We start from the raw sequence: 19,496 nt of genomic DNA on the forward strand, positions 1-19,496 counted from the left end.
GGGTTGATTTTCTGAAGGACATCATCGCGCTGAAGCGAATTGGCGGGGCGGCCCCGGGATTGACTGGATTGAGAGGTCGTCGAGGCGATACAATCACGAGATTCGGGCTCCGCGGAGGATCGCGCACCATGCAATATCTTCTCCTGCGATCGCGCTGGCCAGTGGCCATCTCGTTGACAGTGATCATCGCGTCGATCCTGGTCGGCGGCTGCCCGCCGGCACCACCACCACCCACCGCCGACAACATCGGGCTGCAACTCGTTGCCGACGGCCTGACTGCGCCGGTCGATCTGGCGGCGCCGCCGGATGGGAGCGGCCGGTTGTTTGTCGTGGATCAGCCCGGGCGGATTCGCGTGATCGACGCGGGCGGGGGATTGCTGCCGACGCCGTTTCTCGATGTGGCCGACCGGGTCGTTTCGTTGAGCGCTGCGTACGATGAGCGCGGGCTGCTGGGCATGGCGTTTCATCCGGACTACGCGTCGAACGGGCGGTTTTTCGTGTTCTACAACCCGAACAACGGGGCGATGATCACGGGATGGGATATGAATGTCCGCGTCTCGGAGTTTCATGTCAGCGGCGATCCCAGTGTCGCCGATGCGGGGAGCGAAATCGTGCTACTGACCGTCGGTAAGCCGCAGGGCAATCACAACGGCGGGCAGCTTGCGTTTGATCCGGACGGCTTTTTGCTCTTCGGGATCGGCGATGGCGGCGGGGCGGGCGACAGCGGCGACGGTCACAATCCGACGATTGGCAATGCGCAGGACAAGACGACGCTGCTCGGAAAGATACTGCGAATCAATGTCAATGCGGGCTCGCCCTATGGCATCCCGGCGGATAACCCGTTTGTCGCGGAGGCGGGGGCCCGGCCGGAGATCTACGTGCTCGGCGCGCGGAATCCCTGGCGGTTTTCATTTGATTCGGGCGGCGAGCGGCGGCTTTTTGTCGCAGACGTCGGTCAGAATCTGTTTGAAGAGGTGAGCATCGCCGCCAAGGGCGACAATCTCGGTTGGCGGATTCGCGAGGGCGCGGGATGCTTTGATCCCGCCGATTCGAATAATCCCCCCGCGCAGTGCGCGAATACCGCGGCCGACGGCGAGCCGCTCATTCCTCCGATTCTCCAATACCCGCATTCCGATTCATCCGGCGGGCCGTCGGGCATTGCGGTCATCGGGGGGTTTGTCTATCGCGGCGGGGCGATACCCGGTCTGACGGGCCGGTATGTCTTTGGCGACTGGAGCAAGGGCTTTCTCTTTCCCGACGGGTCCCTGTTTGTGGGGACGGAAGCGGGCGACGGGAGTTGGACGATGGAGCATCTCACCGTGCGCGACCGATCGGGTGGGCGAATTGGGGAGTTCCTGCTCGGCATGGGGCGGGATATGGCGGGCGAACTGTATCTTCTGAGCAGTGCGAATTCCGGGCCGACAGGCAACACGGGGAAGGTATACAAGGTTGTCCCGTAAGTGGAGAATGAACCAATGCAATTACGCCGAATGACCGCGTGGGTCGGTGTTTCATCGCTTATTGCCGCGGCGGCCGGAATGGGCCCGGGTTGTCAAGGTAATGTCAACACGCCCCCGCCTCCGTCCGGACAGATGGTTTCGTTCGCCAATCAGATTCAGCCAATCTTTAACGCCCATTGCATCGACTGCCACAGCGGCGGCGGGCCGCCGCTCAGCGGGGTTACGTTGAATCTGGAGGCCGGCGTTGCGTACGCGGCGATCGTCAATCAACCGAGCGAACAGGATGCGAGTTTTACGCTCGTGGTCCCCGGTATACCCAACGGTAGTCTGCTTTATTGGAAGGTCAGCTCGGATACGCCGCCCGTCGGTTCGACGATGCCGCTGTTCGGCGCGCGGCTCTCGGCGAATGAGGTGGCGCTTTTGCGCGACTGGATTGCACAGGGCGCCCCGAATAACTAAGGTAGCAGGAAAGGCGTGTGGATTTCGTGACTCCGTCGCAAATCGGAGGCTGTTTTGTGCTTTGGAGGGAGTGCCATGCACGATCTCGATCGTTTTCAGGCGTTTCTGCGATACAGCGAATGGGCCAACGAGCAACTCCTTCGCGCGGCGGCGGGTTTGAACGATGAGCAGCTCGATCAGTGCTTCGACATGGGCCGCGGCACGCTGCGCAAGACGTTCATGCACCTGTGGGCCGGTGAAAGCGTCTGGCTGGCGCGATGGAAGGGGAAAACGGAAACGCCGTGGCCGGACGAGGAACTGAAGGCGACCGTGCCCAACATTGACGAGCGGTTCAAGGGCGTTTATTCCGATCGCGCCCCGTTCATGGCGACGCTCAAGGATGCAGACGTTGGGCGCGTCATCACCTATCGCGACTCAAAGGGCAGCCTGTACAAGGCGTCGCTCGGCGACATGATCATGCAGGGGATCACCCATTCGATACACCACCGTGCGCAGGCAGTCAATATGCTGCGTCGGCTCGGCGCCTCGGCGCCGGAAGTCGATTACATGTATTGGGTGCGGAAGCCGGCGTAGGCTGAATGCGGAATTCGGATTGCGGAATGCGGAATAATAATAAAACGCGGCTTCACGTCGTATCAACTTAATTTAACATGCACGACGCCATCCTCAAACGTTTCGACGCCCCCGACGAGACGCGGACGTTCGAGAGGGGAAAGTTCGACGTGATTCGCATGGGCGCGATGACCATCGGCCGCGCGACCTACGAGCCGGGCTGGAAGTGGTCGATCCACGTCGGCGCGGCGACCGGCGCGGCGCTGTGTCAGGTCGAACACGTCGGAATGGTTGTGTCGGGGCGCGCGATGGTGAAGATGGCTGACGGCCGCGAGATCGAGATGAAACCGGGCGACGTGTTCTATGTCGCGCCGGGGCACGATAGCTGGGTGGTCGGGGACGAGCCGTATGTGTCGCTGCATTTCCTCGGCGCGGACGATTACGCGGCCTGACGGCCTTGTTCGAGACAGTCATCATGCCATCCACCCAGCGATGTGAGCGCTCTCGTCGGCATTCGACGCCGATTGGATTCCTCATCGTGCTCTTGCTGCCGGTCGGGGCATTCGCCCAGCAAAGCCATTGGGCCACGAAGATGGATGCGGCATGGACGGCGGCCCAATCGGCCGACGAGGCGAAGGATTGGAAGCGGGCGGCGGGTTACTATCGAGAGGTGCTGCTGCTGATACCGCACGAGTCGACGTCGAAAGTGGCCCTGGCGCGGTGCCTGGCCCAGCTCGGAGAGACGGACGAGCCGCTGCGGCTTCTCGAAACCGCGGTCGAAAACGGTTGGAATCAAACCCAAGCGCTTCGCGAGGAGCCGGCCTTTGAGGGAATGCGACGCGACCCGCGATACCAGCGGCTCTACGAGCGAATCGCCGAGATTGAAAAAGAGAATATCGTCGTCTACCTTCCGCCGGGGCTCGATAAGGCCCAACCCGCTCCGCTGATCGTGGCGTTTCACGGCCGGAATGAAAACCCACACGCTTTTGTGCCGACGTGGAGAGACGCCGCGAATTCCCTCGGCGCAGTCATTGTCGCGCCACGCGGCGTGCATCGGGTGTCGGACAATTTGCTAAACGTCTGGGAGAGCCCGGAGGCGACGCGCGACCGCGACACGTCCAGGATAGACCTTGCGGCGTGCAGGAGGCTGGCGGACGAAGCGATTCGCCTGGCCAGGAAGAAGGCCGCTATTAACGAGCGCAGGATCGTCTTGACCGGATACTCGCAGGGCGGCGTCGTGGCGCTTCGGCTGCTTTGCGATTCCCCGAAGCAATTCGCCGGCGCGTTTGCCCAGGCGACGGTTTACAAACCGCTCGGGGAAGAGGCGTGGCGGGCCGCGCGCATCGAGCGCGCCGGGCGGGTGTATCTGCTGTCGGGTGAATTGGACACGCTGCGTCCGCGCTCTGAGGACGCGTACAAAGAGTTGAAGGCCGCCGGATGGTCGGTCGAGTTGGAGATCGTGTCCGGTTGCGGCCACGAGCCTCCCGAGGATAACTCCCGGAGGCAGATCGAGGCGATCCGCTTTATCCTGGGTGCGCCAATCCCTGACGGGTGATCTCAAGTTGTGGCGTAGTATTTCTTCACCCTCTTGCGGCCGGCGTTTCAAAGGACTAGCATCTTTCCGTTCGCTAGGGGCGTCCGCGCGGAGCGGGCTGAGATTCGGCCGGTGAGCCGAGACCCTTGGAACCTGATCACCAAGACGCGACTTGAGGCCTGAGGCTTGAGACCTAAGGCGGCGAGGTTGCGGCAAGGTGCGTAGGGAAGCGACATGATCCACAGAAACAGCACGTCCTTCCATCAGCGATTGCGGCGAGTCCGTGAACGCGGCTCTGCGCCTCTGTCGCCACTCACGTAAGAAAGGATCACGCCCATGCGCCCAGTGTCTTTCCTCGTGATGTCCTATGTCATGTTCCTCGCGACGTCGATGACCGCCGCGCAGGAGTCGAACCGGCCCGGCGCCGGCCCTGCGAAGCTGTCCGTCGCCAAGATGATCCACGAGACGGTCACGATCACACAGGGCGATGCGAAGCTCTCCTGTTATCTTGCGCGGCAGGACTCGGCCACGCCGCTGCCGGGGCTGCTGCTGATCCACGAGTGGTGGGGGCTGAACGATTGGGTCAAGCAGCAGGCCGATCGTTACGCCCAAAAGGGCTATGTCGTGCTGGCCGTCGATCTGTATCGCGGCGAGGTGGCGGCGGACCGGGATCATGCGCACGAGCTGATGCGGGGTCTGTCCGATGACCGGGCGATGGCGGACTTGCGGGCGGGCTTCGACTACCTCGTGCGGCATGAGGCGACGAAGGGTCAGCGAATCGGCGTCATGGGCTGGTGCATGGGCGGCGGGTTCGCACTGAAGCTGGCCATCGCCGAGCCCAAGGTCGCCTGTACCGTCGTCTGCTACGGTCGACCGGTCACGGACGTGGCGGAGCTGCGCAAGATCAAGGGGCCGCTGCTGGGCATCTGGGGCGAGACCGACCGGGGAATCGAGGTGGAGCCGTTCAAAAAGGCGCTGAATGAGGCGGGCGTGAAGGCGACGCACCATATTTACCCCGGCGCGGGTCACGCGTTCTTGAACGAAACCAACAAGAAGGGTTACCACGCGGAGCAGGCGAAGAAGGCGTGGGGGGAGATTGAACACTTCCTGGAAGCGAACCTCAGAAAATGAAAAGGGGCATTCGTCAGTGATCAATATTATGCGATCTCGGTGTATTGTCGTCGTCTTGTGTGCGACAGCCCATCCGAGTTTCCTGCGCGCGGAGCCCGGAGAATCACCCTCCAAACAGGCAGCGCGCCCACCGGTCATCCAAGTGGGACAAGCCGACCTCGTCGGAAAACCGGCCCCCGCGCTGACGATTGAGAAGTTTCTGCAAGCTCCTCCGCGGGTCGTCCCGTCATGGGAGTCACTCAAGGGCAAATGCGTCGTGCTGGAGTTCTGGGCGACGTGGTGCGCCCCGTGCGTCGGGGCCATTCCCCACATGAACGAGCTGGCCGGCCGGTTCAAGGACAAGCCGATCGTGTTTATCTCCGTCACCCACGAGCCCGAAGCGAAGATCATCCCCTTCCTGAAACGGCGGAGCATGAGCAGTTGGATCGGACTGGACACCGATCGTTCGTTCTTCCGCGACTACAACGTGAAGGGCATCCCCCATACGGTCCTGGTCGATGCCAGGGGCACCGTGGCCGCCATCGGGTATCCGCACGATGTCACGGTCGAGGCACTGGAGTCGCTTATTTCAGGAAAGCCCGTGATCCTGCGCCCGGCGGAGGACGAGCGGCCCGTCGTCCCCGCCAAACGCGAGGAGCCGGTCGCGGCGGAACCCATGTTTGAGATCGTCATCCGTCCCACGGCGGAAGGTTTCGGTGCCGGCACGACGATCGGCGTGGGAAAAATGAGCCTGGTCTCCAACCCGCCGCTAAACCTGCTTTCCAGCGTTTATCAGACGCCGGCTTATCTCGTTGATCTGCGCGCCACGCTGCCCGACGGATACTATGACGTCGTTGCATCCTTGCCGGCCGGAAAGGCGGAACAGTTGTATCCCCTTCTGCGGCGGGCCACCGAAACGGCCTTTGGCATCACGACGCGACGCGAACGCCGCGAATCGGACGTATACGTCCTGACATTGCCCGAGGGCGGTTCGTCGTTGCTGAAGCCGACTGCGATGGCAAGTGGCGGATCGGGCACCAGATCATCCACTGATAAAATTGAGTTGACCGGCGAAACGCTCAAGAGGCTTGCCGCGCTTCTGGGGACCCGGCTCAGTACACCGGTCATCGACGAGACGGGGCTCGCCGGTCGGTATGACATCAAGCTGAAATGGGAAGGCGACGGGCCCGAGCCGGTGATTCAGGCCGTTGAGCAGACGCTCGGCCTGGAGCTGCGACCGGCGCGACGGCGCGTGGAGTTTCTGGTGGTTGAGAACGAGTCGAGGGGCGGCGAAAGGAGCCATGATGATATCGAAGATTAACCTGGCGGAGAAGTTCGCGAGAATCCCCGAGCCGTGGAAGCCGCATATCGTGGCGGAGGTGAATGACTGCTACGTGAAGCTCGGCAAGTTCAAGGATGAGTTCGTGTGGCACCATCATGAGAATGAGGACGAGATGTTCCTCGTTGTGAAGGGCTGCTTCACGATGAAGCTGCGCGACGGTGACCTGCACATCAAGGAGGGCGAGATGGTCGTCATCCCCCGCGGAGTGGAGCACCTGCCCGTGGCCGACCACGGCGAGGCCTGCGTGATGCTGATCGAGCCGAAGACGACGCTGAATACGGGGAATGTGCGGAATGAGCGGACGGTGGAGCGATTAAAGAGAATCTGATGTGCGGCATGAACATATCGTGTGTTTCGGATTTGGAAGGCCGGTTCCCTTTTATTTACCATGTACTTTCAAGCACTGACGCGACTGATCATGCGATGTCGGCAGAAAGCGCAGCCTGCGAAAGAGGGCGGTCGCTTGTTCAATATCTATCGCGCGCGACTCAGAAGGCTGCCTGGTATTTGGGAGGTTACTTACACGATAGCGAGGTGCTCCACAGCAGTCTAGTAAATAATGAATTCCATATTCGACTCGACGATTTCTCTACGCATTGCCTCTTCGATGTTCTCGCCCGGCACCGAGGCATGACAACAGATTCCTGTTTTGGCAAGCCTGCGCCCCTAGATGTAATGATTCGCCATGTCGACCAAATCGATTTTTTTCAACTCGAGGAAGATCAGAGATTTTCGCGTTGCGATTCGAATGTTTTGGTTCCGAAAAGTACATGGCTTTATGACGACATCGATTTTGCTCGGCCCGAACAATTTGGTTTGGGTCTGATCTTCTGGACTCCGTCATCAGACCATATCTTGGTCGCATTGCACGCAAGGAGTATTGAGTTTGATGAACATCAAGAAGAATCATTTGTAAGTCTGTTTGGTGTGGAATGCGTAGATTTGTTTAATGCTTATTGGAAGGCGCGGAAACGCCGTTCCTTTGATCGTTCCCAGATTAAGGATGTCTTGGAGGGCAACAGCGACTTTGACGATTGGTGCGCCCCCCTTTGATCCTCACCGAATCACAACGATGCAGAGGTAAACTCATGACTCAAATCCAATTCGCCCGCAATGCCATTCTCGCGCTAGAAATGGTTCGCGTCGCGCAGCGCAAGTGCGTCACGCCATCTGGTCCACACAACAAGGTAAGTCATCGATGACACGAGTGAAACGCCAAATCGTTGTGCTCGGCGGCGGCGGGTTCAGCGCTCAGCCCGACAACAGGCTGCTCGATGATTACGCGCTGCGGCTGACGCGAAAACAGGCGCCCCGGGTCTGCTTCGTGGCCACGGCGGGCGGCGATAACCCGGATTACGTCAAGCGATTCTACGCGGCGTTTCGTTGGCCGCGGGCGAAGGCCTCGCACCTTCCGCTTTTCGCGAGGGATAGCGCGACTCCGCGCGAGCAGTTGCTGGCGCAGGACCTGATCTATGTCGGCGGCGGGAATACGGCGAACCTGCTGGCCGTCTGGCGACTGCACGGCGTGGATCAGATTATGCGCGAGGCCTGGCAACGCGGAATCGTCCTCGCCGGAGTGTGCGCGGGCATGCTCTGTTGGTTTGAAGGCGGGGTGACGGATTCCTTCGGCCCGTTGGCCGCAGTGCGAAACGGCCTGGGCATTCTGTCAGGTAGCGCGTGCCCTTATTACGACGCCGACCCATTGCGCCGTCCCACCTATCATCGGAAGATCCGGGACGGACTACCGGGCGGCTACGCGGCAGACGTTGACGCCGCCCTCCATTTCGTGGGAACCAGACTGAAGGCGTGCCTGAGTTCGCGGCGCGGGGCGCGGGCCTACCGCGTGGAGCTGCGGGCGGGCGCTGTCCGGGAGACGGCCCTGCCGACCCGGTTGCTGGGCGCGCGGCAGAAGACGAAGCACACACGCCAGCGGCGAAACACCAATGACGGAGACAAGTCATGACACAATTACAATCCGCCCGCAAGGGCATCGTTACACCGGAAATGGTCCGCGTCGCGCAGCGCGAGTGCGTTACGCCGGAGTTTATTCGCGATGAGGTCGCGCGCGGGCGGATCGTCATTCCCGCGAACGTGCGGCATCTGGCGGGGGCCGCCGGACAAAGCTCGAATAGCGAATTGCGAATATCGAATAGCGAAAGTCAGAATAGGAACCGACGCGCTTCTGAGGACCATTCGCCATCTATTCGCCAATCGACATGGTTACCAGCCGGTCATCCCGGTCATCGTGCTGATGCCGCATTCTGGGTGAACCAGACCGTCGCGCAGCGGTGGGCCGTCATTAGCGATCCCGACTATTCTCGCGGCGAGCGCGCCGCCAAGCGGCTCGACCCCATGGGCATCGGTCGCACGATCACGACGAAGATCAACGCCAACATCGGCGCGTCGCCGGTCGCCAGCGATACAAAGGAAGAGGTCGACAAGCTTATGTGGGCGCAGAAATACGGCGCCGACACGCTGATGGACCTTTCGACCGGCGGGAATCTCGTGGAGTGCCGGCAGGCGATCATCGACCACAGCACCATCCCCATTGGCACCGTGCCGATCTACAGCATGATCATCGGGCGGAATATCGAGGAGCTGACCGAGGGCGACATCCTCAAGGAAGTCGAGCGGCAGGCGCAGCAGGGCGTCGATTATTTCACGATCCACGCCGGCGTTCTGCTGGAGAACCTGCACCTCATTAAGAAGCGCGTGACGGGGCTCGTCAGCCGCGGCGGCAGCCTGCTCGCCAAGTGGATGATCACGCACAACAAGCAGAACCCGATGTACACGCTCTTCGACGAGATCAGCGCGATCATGCGGGAGTACGACGTGACCTATTCGCTGGGCGATGGCGTGCGACCGGGCTGCCTGGCCGACGCGGGCGACGCGGCGCAGATCGCGGAGTTGGAGACGCTCGGCGAACTCACGCAGCGGGCCCGCGAGAAGGGCGTGCAGGTCATGGTCGAAGGGCCGGGTCACGTCCCGCTGCACGAGATCGCCTGGAACATGCAGATCGAGCAGAAGATCTGTGATGACGCGCCGTTCTACGTGCTTGGGCCGCTCGTGACGGACGTCTTCCCCGGCTACGACCACATCACGAGCTGCATCGGCGCGACGGAGGCGGCGCGGTCGGGCGCGGCGATGCTCTGCTACGTCACGCCGAAGGAGCACGTCGGCCTGCCCAAGGCGCAGGATGTCAAGGAGGGCTGCATCGCCTACAAGATCGCGGCGCACGCCGGCGACATCGCCCGCGGGATCGTCGCCGCGCGCCAGTGGGACGACGACATGAGCCGGGCCCGGGCGGCGCTGAACTGGCCGAAGCAGTTCGAGATCGCCTTCGACGGCGAGACGGCCCGCGCCCTGCACGATGAGGACCTGGACGTTGATACGGACTTCTGCGCGATGTGCGGTCACGACTGGTGCAGCATGCGGATCAGCAAGGAGATCCAGGAATTCGCCAGCGGCAAGGCCGAGGGCTTTCAGCCGGTAAAGCGCGCGGTCAAGAGCCCGGGGCTGACGCAGGAGCAGGTGGAGTTTCTGTCGCATCGAGGCGCCAAGCACGCGTGCCATAGCGACATCGTGGCGGATGATGAGGAGGCGAAGCGGGTGCAGGAGCAATACGTTCAGCTGAACGTCGGTGCGTAAGAGCATGTCATCCGTTTACATTGAAACAACGATTCCGAGCTATTACTTCGAGACGCGCAAGGACGCGCGCTCGGTGGCATGGCGTGAGGCCACGCGGGAGTGGTGGGATCGAGAGCGGCGTCGATATCGCATTGTGACTTCCGCGTATGTTCTCGCCGAACTCGCTCTCTCGCCACCCGAAAAGGCGGCTAAGGGTCGCATCCTGATCGCAAATGTGCCCTGGCTGAATGCGCCACCGGGTGCTCGGGAAGTGGCCCAATACTATATCGACCACCAGCTTATGCCGAAGGACGCCGAAGGTGACGCGATGCATCTCGCGCTTGCATCGATCCACGGTATTGATTTTCTCTTGACATGGAATTGCCAACACCTGGCCAACATGAATAAAATACGACACCTGAGTGTTCTCAACGCTCGATTGGAGCTTCCGGTGCCCGTGATTACAACGCCGCTTACCCTCATGACGGAGCGAAAATGATGAAGAAGAACAACGAACACATTGACTGGCAGAACGACCCCGTCGTCGAAGAGGTCCGTCGAGCGCGGCGCGCTTTGTGGAAACAGGCCGGCAGTACGGTCGAGGGCCTGATGCGGCTTGTCGCGAAACGAGAATCAGGCAACCGTCCCGCCGATGCGCGGTCGCCCCGACGTCGTACGCGCGCGCGAGTGCGAAAGTCGCAATCCGCTAAGTGAACCCATAGCGACCGATTGAATCTTGGATCGGAACTGAGGATAAGGAGACGACACATGCCAAAATACCTGATCGAACGACAAATGCCGGGAGCCGGGAAGTTCTCGAAGGAGGAGCTCAAGGCGATCGCCCAGAAATCGACGGGCGTGCTGCGGAGCCTGGGGCCGCAGATCCAGTGGCAGCACAGCTACGTCACGGGCGACGTGGTCTACAGCATCTACATCGCCCCGAACGAGGAGATCATCCGCGACCATGCGAAACGCGGAGAATTCCCCTGCAACCGCGTCGCCGAGATCAAGACGACCATCGATCCGACGACGGCGGAGTAGAGAGTTCGTCGCGATGGCCGCGCTCTATCAATGACATCGCGCCCGCGCCATGCGATTCAGGGCAAGGGCAGACCTAGGACCGGAATATTGACCAGTGAACACTCGAAGATTGACGCGGCTGTTCCTCATCTCATGCTTCGGCGCACCTCTTGGCTGTGGTTGCGCCAAGGTCTCCATGAATCCAGGAGGAGGCCGGGCATATTCGAACCTCGCTGGATCATGGTGGATCTCCCTTGGGGACTTCTACGCTTCCATGAAGTCCAAGGGATATCCTGGCGACACCAGCATTCCGCCGAGTTGGAAAAACAGGCATATCCTTCTGTTTAAAATCGAGGACGATGGCCATTTTGATTGGTCGCGCACAGAGTGCGGCGTCACCGAAGGATTTCGAAATCTTGCGATGAAAGGGGATCGGCGCAAGGGTTTGCGATATCCCTACGGGGATTTTGAAGTGTTAAGCGCGAAATACCGCCCTACGCGTAGTCAAGTGACCATCCGCCGCGCCTGGGACGACGGAGTGTCCTACCCATGGGACACGCTCACTTTGACGGCGAGATTGAAATCAGACGGCAGCGCAGTGTTCACGCAAACTGTTGCTGGAAGGGACTCTGGATCAATTACAAATGGCGTCCAGCTTCGATGTCACCGTGGACTGAGTGATTTCAAATCGGAAACAAGATCGTCTATCGCCGGGTGCTGGGCTCTTGACGGGGCAGATGAAAAGATCGTCTTGGTGATACGCCCCAATGGCACGTTCGATTGGACCGGCACGGTCGAAGGAATGTTGGGTGGAATGTACCAGCTCGAAATTCCCGGCAACAAAAGTTTCAACCGCATGGACGGCACGTTGTACGATGTAGTGTCGTCGTGCTATTCAGCGGAAGAGAGTCAGATAACTTTACAGGCTTCAAGAGAAGACGACAAAGGAGCCTTGAGAGAGGTTGTGAGATTCCAGTTTCACGCAACTAAACTGGACAGTGAACATATCGACTTTGAATTTTCCGCGAACGAAGGCAGCGAAAAAGAACATCGCGGCAAGGCCACTCTACATCGCGTGGAAAACGTATCTGGTCGAGCGGAATCCGCAATGATCGCTTTCGCAGCCCCGGAAAACGAAGTGCGAACGAAAACCGAGACCATTAAGAAATAGAGTGGTGGCGAGGCGTCGAGCCAGAATTCGTTAAATGCAGGAATCCTAGACCAAAAGGAGACGGATCATGCCAAAGTATTTGATCGAACGGGAGATTCCGGGCGTGGGGAAACTGACGCCTCAGCAGCTTCAGGCGATTTCGCAGAAATCGTGCGGCGTCCTGAAGAACCTCGGCCCGCAGATTCAGTGGCTGCACAGCTATGTCACGGGCGACAAGGTCTATTGCGTCTACATCGCCCCGAACGAGGAGATGGTGCGGGAGCACGCCAGGCGCGGCGAGTTCCCCTGCAACCGGGTCAGCGAGATCAAGACGACGATCGACCCGACGACGGCGGAGTAGCTCACGCGACCCCTGCCCTTGGCTGGTGAATGACGGAGCGCGGAGAGGCAGCCCACGTGCGCCCCCGTGAGCGTTCGCACTCCCCGTCGTTGCTCCTATGGCGATCCCCATCAGGAGCCTCCATGACCACCGCATACTCCGTCCTCGGTCTGTATCTGGCCCTCGTCCACCCTACCGCCTGTTTCCCGGGGCCGACCAAAAAACCCTCGGCGCAAAAATCCTCCCCGCGCGACAAGTCCAAATCCGCAACACCGCCCGCCCGATCCGGTCATAACCTCGTCTTCGACCCCGTCCGAAAGATGGTGCTGCTGGTCAACGGTGACCAGAAAAAAGGGCTCCGCGAGATCTGGGGATGGAACGGCCGGCGATGGAGCGTCGTCGATCGAAAGGCGCCGCGTTGTCGATCCCTCGGCGGCGTGGCCTTCGACGCCAAGCGCAAAGTACTCGTACTTTACGGCGGCTCGGAGGGGGACCCTTTGCGTTATCCGTCGGGCGTGACGGAATACGATGGAAAGAAGTGGCGCACCCTCAAGGCCGACGAGCCCGGCCCGCGTGACCACATGGCGATGGTGTATGACGCCGACCTCGGCAAGTGCGTCGTTTTCGGCGGCCAGCGGGAGGACGCCAAGACCTTCCTCAACGATACGTGGCTGTGGGATGGCAAGACCTGGGAGCAGGTGACGGGCCCCGGTCCCGAGGCACGTGTGCATCACGCGATGGCGTACGACGCGAAGCGCAAGCGGGTTGTGCTCTTCGGCGGTTTCCGTCCGGGAGCCCAACCCCTGACCGACGTATGGGAATTCGACGGCCGGTCATGGAGTCGGTCGCGCGTGCCGGGCCCCTCCGCGCGATCCAGCGCGCGGATGGCCTATCACGCCGGCACCAAAAAAACCGTGCTTTTCGGAGGCGGCGACACGAGCAGCAGCACGATGTACGAGGACACTTGGCTGTGGGATGGCCAACAATGGCAGCGCGCCGACGTGAAACAATCGCCCCCCGCCCGATGCGTCCATGCCCTCGGCGCTGACCCCGTGCGCGACCGCGTCATCCTTTTTGGCGGTTACAGTGAAAATAACTTCGATGATACGTGGGAGTGGGACGGTACTGTTTGGCGGCAGATGAGTATGCCGCCGGCAGCGTCAACGACATTAAGGCGATGATTACGTCCTCTTGCGAATTGAGCCGACATGCGTCAAATAGGACTCTTCGATGCTGCGCGCGTTCGGCTCGGATCATCGTTCTGCCCCTCGCTGTCGGCGCACTGGGTACCTGCGGCGCGTGCGCCCAAGAGGCAATCGTATACGATGTTCACGAGGTTCGCGTCGATCACGACAAACTTTTTTTTGCTCGACGCTCAGGGTCATTCACTAGTACGGGTATCTCGGTACAACGTTGGTTCAATAGCACCAACATCATCGTATATGGACATTATGCGTTATGTTGTGGAGGCGGCGGGCCACAGTCGGTTGAAGTCAAGCTACGTCCGGAGGACAAGGCCGTTTACTGGACCGACGGAATCTATCGCGTCATCTTATGGCAGCGGGACAAGGGAATCGTAGCAACCCCCAATGATCCTTATACTGAGCTGAATGCGGCCTCTCAGCCCGCGGGTTGATTTAGGAGAACGAGAGTTCGAAGGTACATCGCCAAAAAAAGGCAGCGCCGGCCAAATATAGGAGTATAGAGGCCAAGTTGTTTGAGAGCAGTGATTGAATGGGCGACGTAACATGCCGGAACACCCGTCGATTCTGATTCTCGGCTATTCCGAAGCCGCCATGTACCTGCGGCAACCCGAGGCCGCCCACGTCAGTGCGATTGTTGCGATTCATGGGCAGCGCGAATACTCTGTTGAAACGAGTCGAGCGACGCATGCGTTGGTGCTTCAATTTGACGACTCGGAGGCACCCGATGAGACCGACCTTGAACAGCGGGCGCGGTACGGGATTCGTCGTCGCGAGGCGGCGGAGATTGGGGTGATCCTTAACCCCCCAACGGAAGAACACGCCCGATCGATCATAGAATTCGCCCGGCGCGTTGGTGCCATCAATGGTGTAATGCTGTTCCAGTGTCTGGCAGGAATTAGCCGCTCGCCCGCTGCGGCCTTGCTGTGCCTCGCCGAATGGACCGGGGCGGGCCATGAACACGAATGCGTCGAGCACATACTGAAGCTACGTCCCGCCGCACAGCCCCATCGCGATCTTGTCAGGTTCGGTGATAAGATTCTGGCACGCGAGGGCCGGCTGTTGTCCGCATTGGATTCATTGTGTCCCTAGGCGGCAATATGCCCAACGATCGGACAGTTCTCGATATTCTTGCCAAGACCGTCGGCCCCGCACCTTGGTATTGGGAGACGTTTCCTCCTCTAGAGCGATACGGGCAACGACTCGAATGGCGTCGGAATGAAACGAGTCCGGGCGGGCAGAGCTCGGTTCTGCTTCATCCCGAAGGGGATGAGAATCACATTGTACTTTCCCTCTCGACGTATACCCGAGTCTTTCCGCTTTCGCCGAGCCTATTGGGTTTGTGGTTCGAGGATGGCAGGTGCATTCGCGTTTTCGCCTTGGACCCCGAGACACTTACAGATTATTCGTTGGATTCGGAACCCGAATCCATTAAGGACTACGGTGGGTTTCGCTCCGGTGCGGAAATCCTCGGAGAGTTTTATTTCAGCCTGGACCTCGAAGCCGGAGAGCACCGAATTGACCTGCCCGTTGCGTTTTCCGGACTGGATCGACTGTTGATGGTGGGCTCCTATGCAATGATTCAGGAAGGAGCCTGTGCGGCCGCATTCGAGATTCGACCTGGCACGGCACCGGGTTCTCGGCGCATCGCCGTATATCCGCAGAAGTGGTTTACAAGAGATAAGATTGATCTTGGATATCAGTGGATCACCCGCATGGCTCGCGAACCCGATAGTGGTCGGCTCGTCGGGGATGGAATCCGGCTTCCGCGGGCGTTTGTCATGGAGAAGGATGGATGCCATGTCGAACGGTGGATCGGGCCGGAACAATAGCATATTTCGTCTCGCGTTTCTGGAGAGAGGTGAAGAACGATGATCACGAATTGGTGAACCGTAGGCGACGCGACGCGGTAAGAGAACTCCTGCGTGATAGCGAAAAGAAGGCTTCGTTTAAGCGGGTGAGCCGGTCCTAATTCAAGGAGTTACCATGCTCATCACTCGCCGCGCCGCCATCACCACCGCCTCCGCCGGTGTCGTTTCATTGACGGTCCCCAGGCTACTTGCCGTCCCCACTGCAGAAAAAGGGCCGGCCGCCGCACCCTACGCGGGATTTCCCACTCAACCGCCCGAACTCGCCCGCGAAATGGTTGGCGTCTCCCATGCCAAGATCGATCGAGTCCGCGAACTGCTCGCCGAGCATCCCGCGCTGGCCAAGGCGGCGTGGGACTGGGGATTTGGCGATTGGGAAACCGCCCTCGGCTCGGCGTCGCACACCGGCCAGCGCGAGATCGCCGCATTGCTCATGAAGCACGGCGCCCGACCGGACATCTTCACCTTTGCGATGCTGGGGCAGCTCGACGTCGTGAAGGCATACATCGCCGCCAACCCCGGCATCCAGCGGACGCATGGCCCGCATGGCATTACGCTGCTCAGCCATGCGAAGGCAGGCGGGGACGAGGCGAAGGCCGTCGTGAAGTACCTCGAAGAACTCGGCGACGCCGACATCGGCCAGAAGTCCCTGCCTCTGTCCGAGGAGTCGAAAAAGCTCTGCCAGGGAGAGTATTCTTTTGGCGCGAAGCCGGATGACCGCCTGATCATCGCTCCGGGCCGCTTCAGCGATCTGGCCATCCAGCGCGGAAAAGAGGGCGCCTCGCGTCCTCTCTTCCACCTCGGTGACAATGCCTTCCACCCGACGGGCGCCCCGTCCGTACGCATCGAGTTTGAATTGAAAAACGGCCGCGCCACCAGCGTCACGATCATTGACGGTCCCGATCGTTTGCTCGCGCCGAGGATTGGCGCGTAGACCCTGCGTGTGACCGGATTGGCTGGACGACCTCAAACCTTGCCGCCCCGTCCATGTTAATATTCCACCCATGGGCGCAAAACTCTGTCCGCACCTCATCCTCGAAGGCACGCGGCTCACGCACAAAACGGACATTGCCTTTGCGCTGAATGAGCACCCGCGGATCGTCGGGCCGCGAAAATACCGCTACCACTCGCCGATCGTCTCCGCCGAGTGGTGCGCGTTTACCAACCGGCCGTGGGGCCGCGGGCTGGTCAACTTCGAGCCGGCGGAGGAAGCACTGGCGATGGAGACGTATCGCACGTGGGTCCGCCTCTTTGAGTTGCAGCGATATTACTCCTGGATCGTAGACCGCTTCCACCTTTCCACCCGGGCGTGGCAGCAAACACACCATGGGCGAGATTACGATTTCGATTGGCTCGAAGACCGGCTGGCAGCGCTCAATTTTCGCCTCCTGCTCTGCACGCGGTCGCCGCAGTCCTTCGAAGTGGCGCGGGCCGAGCGACTAAAGGTATCGGGCAATCCGAAGCAATATGACGACCTGTCGCCGTTCTTGAGCGAACAGAGTCTGCTGCGCGAGATGGTGCGGAAATCGAAACTCCAATCGCTGGAAGTCGACGTTTCGAGCGGCGACGTCGCCCGGGCGACCGACCAAATCGCCGACTGGCTGGAACAGACCGACGGCTTATATCAGCGCTAGGTCAATACCCCGTGCAAATCCCAATAGCAAAATCCTTACCCTGCAAGCTATAAGAGGTAGGGAGTTGCGACGATGCGACGTACGGTGTGCGACGAAGCGCGTGCAGGTGGGGCGAGTTTGTGGAATTCGCCATCGATCGCAGTGGAGATCCATCCGCCCGAGACGGTTTCCAACCTCGACGCGCGGATCATCGCCCATCGCCTTTTCCCCCTGCGAAAGTGGTATTACGCCAGCCCGCTGTGGTACTACCACGCCCCGGCGCGGGAGCATTGCCTGCGGACCGACTCACACTTCTACGAACTCGTCGATCCGGTGTTGCGCGAACTCTGCAAGACGCTTCTGGATGCCGGCCTGATGACGACGCCCTCCTGCCAGGGGCATTTTTACCCGCGAGCCCGATTTGAACGAGTCTGGGACGAACTGGTTCGCGAGTCCGGCGCGATATGCAACGGCGGTCTCGTCGTGCATGACTGCGAGTCGGACCGGTCGTACCACTTCGCGAGCGATTCATATCGACTGCCGTGGCGGGACTTCGAGACGTTCTACTACGAGGCCGACCGTCATCAGAACGAAGGCTACCTGGGCATCATGTTCCCGCCGGCCCTTGCCGATATGGCACGTCGCCTCGAAGCGGCGTTTCTGCCCGACGTTCCGGCGCGAATCGAACAAGACGTTGAACTCACGCGCCTCCTCGGGCAGCCGCTGGTCGGAGTGTATGTGAGCCCGGCGTCGCCGGACGAGCGCGACCGGGCCTGGCGGAAAGTCACGCGGTGCGTTCAGGAGGTTCTGCAACAGGAGGGTCGGCTGTGATTCGATTCCGCCGGGCCCAGTCTCGCGTCGGCCGCTGGTTCGAGCAGGCGTCCCAGCACGTCACGCATTGGACCGGCACGTCCTGGGCCTTCACCATCGCCTGCCTGTTGATCATCGCGTGGCTCGTGAGCGGCCCCGTCTTCGGCTACTCGGACACCTGGCAGATGGTCATCAACACCTGCACGACCATCATCACGTTTCTGATGGTTTTCCTGATCCAGCGCACGCAAAACAAAGAATCGCTGACGATCAATCTCAAGCTCAATGAGATTATCGCCTCCACGGAGGGGGCGAGTAATCGGCTGGTCGATATCGAAGAGCTGTCCGAGGAGGAGCTCGATGTCCTGCATGAGTACTACAGTTCACTGGCCGAGGCGGTAAAGCGGGAGACGAACATCCGCCAGTCGCATTCCATCGACGATGGCAAGAATCCCCATCCTCGCGTGGCTAAAGGCCGCAAGCCCTCCAAACGGAACGCCGTTTCTCCAGTCCGCTGAAGCTACCGCCCGCCGCACTTGACGGATTTTCCGTTGCGGGGACAATTTTCTTTACTCGAGGCGGAACATCGCCCATATCGCAGTCCTCGGAGCCCGGCCCATGCTCGTGATGCTTTACGGCCTGGTTTGCTACTTTGCCTTCTTCGGGACCATCCTTTACGCCATCGGATTCGTCGGCAACTTCGTTGTTCCCAAATCGGTCGACACGGGCCTCATCGAATCGCCGGCGAAGGCGGTCGCCATCGACGCACTGCTGCTGGGGCTATTTGCCATTCAGCACACGATTATGGCCCGGCCGGGATTCAAGAAGTGGTGGACGCGCTACGTGCCGGTCCAGATCGAGCGAAGCACGTTTGTTCTGGCTGCTTCGCTGCTTCTGATCCTTCTATTCTGGCAGTGGCGGCCATTGCCGACCGTGGTATGGTCGGTCGAACATCAACTCGCCCGATGGCTGTTGATCGGGGTCTTTCTGGCCGGTTGGGTGCTCGTGTTCTATGCGACTTTTCTTATTGACCACTTCGATCTGTTCGGTTTGCGGCAGACTTTTTTTCATTGGCGGGGCTGGACCTACACGCACCCGCCCTTCAAGAAGCCGCTGCTCTATCGCCTCGTCCGCAATCCGCTCATGTTGGGCTTTGTTCTGGCCTTTTGGGCCACGCCCGTTATGACCCAGGGCCATCTGCTCTTCGCCGGGCTGTCCACGGCCTACATTCTCATGGGTATCCAGTTCGAGGAGCGGGATTTACAGCGGATTCTGGGCGAGGATTATCGCCTTTATCGTCGGCGGACGCCGATGTTATTTCCATGGCCCCGGAAAGGGCCTTCGTCGTAGCCGGCCCCTTCCGAACTGACCTGACCGCGCGGCGCACGTCGCGCCGCGAGCGAATCGAA

Annotated in this window: 23 protein-coding genes, 1 pseudogene and 1 riboswitch; all 24 genes and pseudogenes read left to right on the top strand. The window is 60.4% G+C overall.

The window, feature by feature from the left end:
* Positions 1-128 precede the first annotated feature (128 nt).
* The 24 genes and pseudogenes from VJZ71_16995 to VJZ71_17110 all read left to right on the top strand — a co-directional run bounded on the left by VJZ71_16995 (position 129) and on the right by VJZ71_17110 (position 19,437).
* Complete coding sequence (locus tag VJZ71_16995) at positions 129-1,460, top strand: PQQ-dependent sugar dehydrogenase (GenBank protein HKQ49774.1); 1,332 nt, start codon at positions 129-131, stop codon at positions 1,458-1,460.
* A 15-nt stretch (positions 1,461-1,475) separates the two neighbouring features.
* Positions 1,476-1,919 carry a hypothetical protein gene (locus VJZ71_17000; protein HKQ49775.1) on the top strand — a complete coding sequence of 148 codons (444 nt, stop codon included), beginning with the start codon at positions 1,476-1,478 and terminating at the stop codon, positions 1,917-1,919.
* A gap of 75 nt (positions 1,920-1,994) precedes the next feature.
* Positions 1,995-2,492, top strand: a complete 498-nt coding sequence (locus VJZ71_17005; GenBank protein ID HKQ49776.1) for a DinB family protein — start codon at positions 1,995-1,997, stop codon at positions 2,490-2,492.
* Between the two features lie 77 nt (positions 2,493-2,569).
* Entirely contained in the window at positions 2,570-2,923 is a 354-nt protein-coding gene (locus VJZ71_17010; GenBank protein ID HKQ49777.1) for a cupin domain-containing protein, read from the top strand.
* A gap of 23 nt (positions 2,924-2,946) precedes the next feature.
* Positions 2,947-4,026 (top strand): alpha/beta hydrolase-fold protein, encoded by a 1,080-nt coding sequence (locus VJZ71_17015; protein HKQ49778.1) that lies wholly within the window; start codon positions 2,947-2,949, stop codon positions 4,024-4,026.
* A gap of 65 nt (positions 4,027-4,091) precedes the next feature.
* A riboswitch (TPP riboswitch) is annotated at positions 4,092-4,250 on the top strand.
* Between the two features lie 91 nt (positions 4,251-4,341).
* Entirely contained in the window at positions 4,342-5,136 is a 795-nt protein-coding gene (locus VJZ71_17020; GenBank protein HKQ49779.1) for a dienelactone hydrolase family protein, read from the top strand.
* A 28-nt stretch (positions 5,137-5,164) separates the two neighbouring features.
* Positions 5,165-6,436, top strand: coding sequence for a TIGR03435 family protein (locus VJZ71_17025; GenBank protein HKQ49780.1), 1,272 nt, complete (start codon positions 5,165-5,167; stop codon positions 6,434-6,436).
* Complete coding sequence (locus VJZ71_17030) at positions 6,423-6,785, top strand: cupin domain-containing protein (protein ID HKQ49781.1); 363 nt, start codon at positions 6,423-6,425, stop codon at positions 6,783-6,785. The genes VJZ71_17025 and VJZ71_17030 overlap by 14 nt, the downstream gene beginning before the upstream one ends.
* Complete coding sequence (locus tag VJZ71_17035; GenBank protein HKQ49782.1) at positions 6,785-7,510, top strand: hypothetical protein; 726 nt, start codon at positions 6,785-6,787, stop codon at positions 7,508-7,510. Before VJZ71_17030 ends, VJZ71_17035 begins: the two co-directional genes overlap by 1 nt.
* A gap of 154 nt (positions 7,511-7,664) precedes the next feature.
* Entirely contained in the window at positions 7,665-8,420 is a 756-nt protein-coding gene (locus VJZ71_17040) for a peptidase E (protein ID HKQ49783.1), read from the top strand.
* Positions 8,417-10,105: a phosphomethylpyrimidine synthase ThiC gene (thiC, locus tag VJZ71_17045; protein HKQ49784.1), complete on the top strand. Its 1,689-nt coding sequence runs from the start codon at positions 8,417-8,419 to the stop codon at positions 10,103-10,105. The genes VJZ71_17040 and thiC overlap by 4 nt, the downstream gene beginning before the upstream one ends.
* A 4-nt stretch (positions 10,106-10,109) precedes the next feature.
* Positions 10,110-10,583, top strand: coding sequence for a hypothetical protein (locus VJZ71_17050; GenBank protein HKQ49785.1), 474 nt, complete (start codon positions 10,110-10,112; stop codon positions 10,581-10,583).
* Positions 10,580-10,798, top strand: coding sequence for a hypothetical protein (locus VJZ71_17055; protein HKQ49786.1), 219 nt, complete (start codon positions 10,580-10,582; stop codon positions 10,796-10,798). Before VJZ71_17050 ends, VJZ71_17055 begins: the two co-directional genes overlap by 4 nt.
* A gap of 54 nt (positions 10,799-10,852) precedes the next feature.
* Positions 10,853-11,125: a DUF4242 domain-containing protein gene (locus VJZ71_17060; GenBank protein ID HKQ49787.1), complete on the top strand. Its 273-nt coding sequence runs from the start codon at positions 10,853-10,855 to the stop codon at positions 11,123-11,125.
* A 94-nt stretch (positions 11,126-11,219) separates the two neighbouring features.
* A complete protein-coding gene (locus tag VJZ71_17065; protein HKQ49788.1) occupies positions 11,220-12,275 on the top strand; it encodes a hypothetical protein in 1,056 nt (351 codons plus the stop codon).
* Between the two features lie 67 nt (positions 12,276-12,342).
* Positions 12,343-12,615: a DUF4242 domain-containing protein gene (locus VJZ71_17070; GenBank protein HKQ49789.1), complete on the top strand. Its 273-nt coding sequence runs from the start codon at positions 12,343-12,345 to the stop codon at positions 12,613-12,615.
* 122 nt (positions 12,616-12,737) lie between these two features.
* Positions 12,738-13,775: a kelch repeat-containing protein gene (locus tag VJZ71_17075; GenBank protein HKQ49790.1), complete on the top strand. Its 1,038-nt coding sequence runs from the start codon at positions 12,738-12,740 to the stop codon at positions 13,773-13,775.
* A gap of 567 nt (positions 13,776-14,342) precedes the next feature.
* Positions 14,343-14,888, top strand: a complete 546-nt coding sequence (locus tag VJZ71_17080; protein HKQ49791.1) for a hypothetical protein — start codon at positions 14,343-14,345, stop codon at positions 14,886-14,888.
* A 317-nt stretch (positions 14,889-15,205) separates the two neighbouring features.
* Complete coding sequence (locus tag VJZ71_17085) at positions 15,206-15,628, top strand: hypothetical protein (GenBank protein HKQ49792.1); 423 nt, start codon at positions 15,206-15,208, stop codon at positions 15,626-15,628.
* A gap of 310 nt (positions 15,629-15,938) precedes the next feature.
* Positions 15,939-16,277: pseudogene (locus VJZ71_17090) on the top strand (ankyrin repeat domain-containing protein).
* Positions 16,278-16,668: 391 nt separating this feature from the next.
* Positions 16,669-17,298: a hypothetical protein gene (locus tag VJZ71_17095; GenBank protein HKQ49793.1), complete on the top strand. Its 630-nt coding sequence runs from the start codon at positions 16,669-16,671 to the stop codon at positions 17,296-17,298.
* Positions 17,299-17,370: 72 nt separating this feature from the next.
* Positions 17,371-18,108, top strand: coding sequence for a hypothetical protein (locus VJZ71_17100; GenBank protein HKQ49794.1), 738 nt, complete (start codon positions 17,371-17,373; stop codon positions 18,106-18,108).
* Positions 18,105-18,605, top strand: a complete 501-nt coding sequence (locus VJZ71_17105) for a low affinity iron permease family protein (GenBank protein HKQ49795.1) — start codon at positions 18,105-18,107, stop codon at positions 18,603-18,605. Before VJZ71_17100 ends, VJZ71_17105 begins: the two co-directional genes overlap by 4 nt.
* A gap of 100 nt (positions 18,606-18,705) precedes the next feature.
* Entirely contained in the window at positions 18,706-19,437 is a 732-nt protein-coding gene (locus VJZ71_17110; GenBank protein ID HKQ49796.1) for an isoprenylcysteine carboxylmethyltransferase family protein, read from the top strand.
* Positions 19,438-19,496 lie beyond the last annotated feature (59 nt).

It is taken from the genome of Phycisphaerae bacterium, from assembly GCA_035275405.1.
Classification (GTDB): domain Bacteria; phylum Planctomycetota; class Phycisphaerae; order UBA1845; family UTPLA1; genus DATEMU01.

What these genes read in the sequence shown, in the direction of transcription:
- VJZ71_16995 (HKQ49774.1), top strand. Translation starts at nt 129, where the DNA reads ATGCAATATCTTCTCCTGCGATCGCGCTGGCCAGTGGCCATCTCGTTG.
- VJZ71_17000 (HKQ49775.1), top strand. Translation starts at nt 1,476, where the DNA reads ATGCAATTACGCCGAATGACCGCGTGGGTCGGTGTTTCATCGCTTATT.
- VJZ71_17005 (HKQ49776.1), top strand. Translation starts at nt 1,995, where the DNA reads ATGCACGATCTCGATCGTTTTCAGGCGTTTCTGCGATACAGCGAATGG.
- VJZ71_17010 (HKQ49777.1), top strand. Translation starts at nt 2,570, where the DNA reads ATGCACGACGCCATCCTCAAACGTTTCGACGCCCCCGACGAGACGCGG.
- VJZ71_17015 (HKQ49778.1), top strand. Translation starts at nt 2,947, where the DNA reads ATGCCATCCACCCAGCGATGTGAGCGCTCTCGTCGGCATTCGACGCCG.
- VJZ71_17020 (HKQ49779.1), top strand. Translation starts at nt 4,342, where the DNA reads ATGCGCCCAGTGTCTTTCCTCGTGATGTCCTATGTCATGTTCCTCGCG.
- VJZ71_17025 (HKQ49780.1), top strand. Translation starts at nt 5,165, where the DNA reads ATGCGATCTCGGTGTATTGTCGTCGTCTTGTGTGCGACAGCCCATCCG.
- VJZ71_17035 (HKQ49782.1), top strand. Translation starts at nt 6,785, where the DNA reads ATGTGCGGCATGAACATATCGTGTGTTTCGGATTTGGAAGGCCGGTTC.
- thiC (HKQ49784.1), top strand. Translation starts at nt 8,417, where the DNA reads ATGACACAATTACAATCCGCCCGCAAGGGCATCGTTACACCGGAAATG.
- VJZ71_17050 (HKQ49785.1), top strand. Translation starts at nt 10,110, where the DNA reads ATGTCATCCGTTTACATTGAAACAACGATTCCGAGCTATTACTTCGAG.
- VJZ71_17055 (HKQ49786.1), top strand. Translation starts at nt 10,580, where the DNA reads ATGATGAAGAAGAACAACGAACACATTGACTGGCAGAACGACCCCGTC.
- VJZ71_17060 (HKQ49787.1), top strand. Translation starts at nt 10,853, where the DNA reads ATGCCAAAATACCTGATCGAACGACAAATGCCGGGAGCCGGGAAGTTC.
- VJZ71_17070 (HKQ49789.1), top strand. Translation starts at nt 12,343, where the DNA reads ATGCCAAAGTATTTGATCGAACGGGAGATTCCGGGCGTGGGGAAACTG.
- VJZ71_17075 (HKQ49790.1), top strand. Translation starts at nt 12,738, where the DNA reads ATGACCACCGCATACTCCGTCCTCGGTCTGTATCTGGCCCTCGTCCAC.
- VJZ71_17080 (HKQ49791.1), top strand. Translation starts at nt 14,343, where the DNA reads ATGCCGGAACACCCGTCGATTCTGATTCTCGGCTATTCCGAAGCCGCC.
- VJZ71_17095 (HKQ49793.1), top strand. Translation starts at nt 16,669, where the DNA reads ATGGGCGCAAAACTCTGTCCGCACCTCATCCTCGAAGGCACGCGGCTC.
- VJZ71_17100 (HKQ49794.1), top strand. Translation starts at nt 17,371, where the DNA reads ATGCGACGTACGGTGTGCGACGAAGCGCGTGCAGGTGGGGCGAGTTTG.
- VJZ71_17110 (HKQ49796.1), top strand. Translation starts at nt 18,706, where the DNA reads ATGCTCGTGATGCTTTACGGCCTGGTTTGCTACTTTGCCTTCTTCGGG.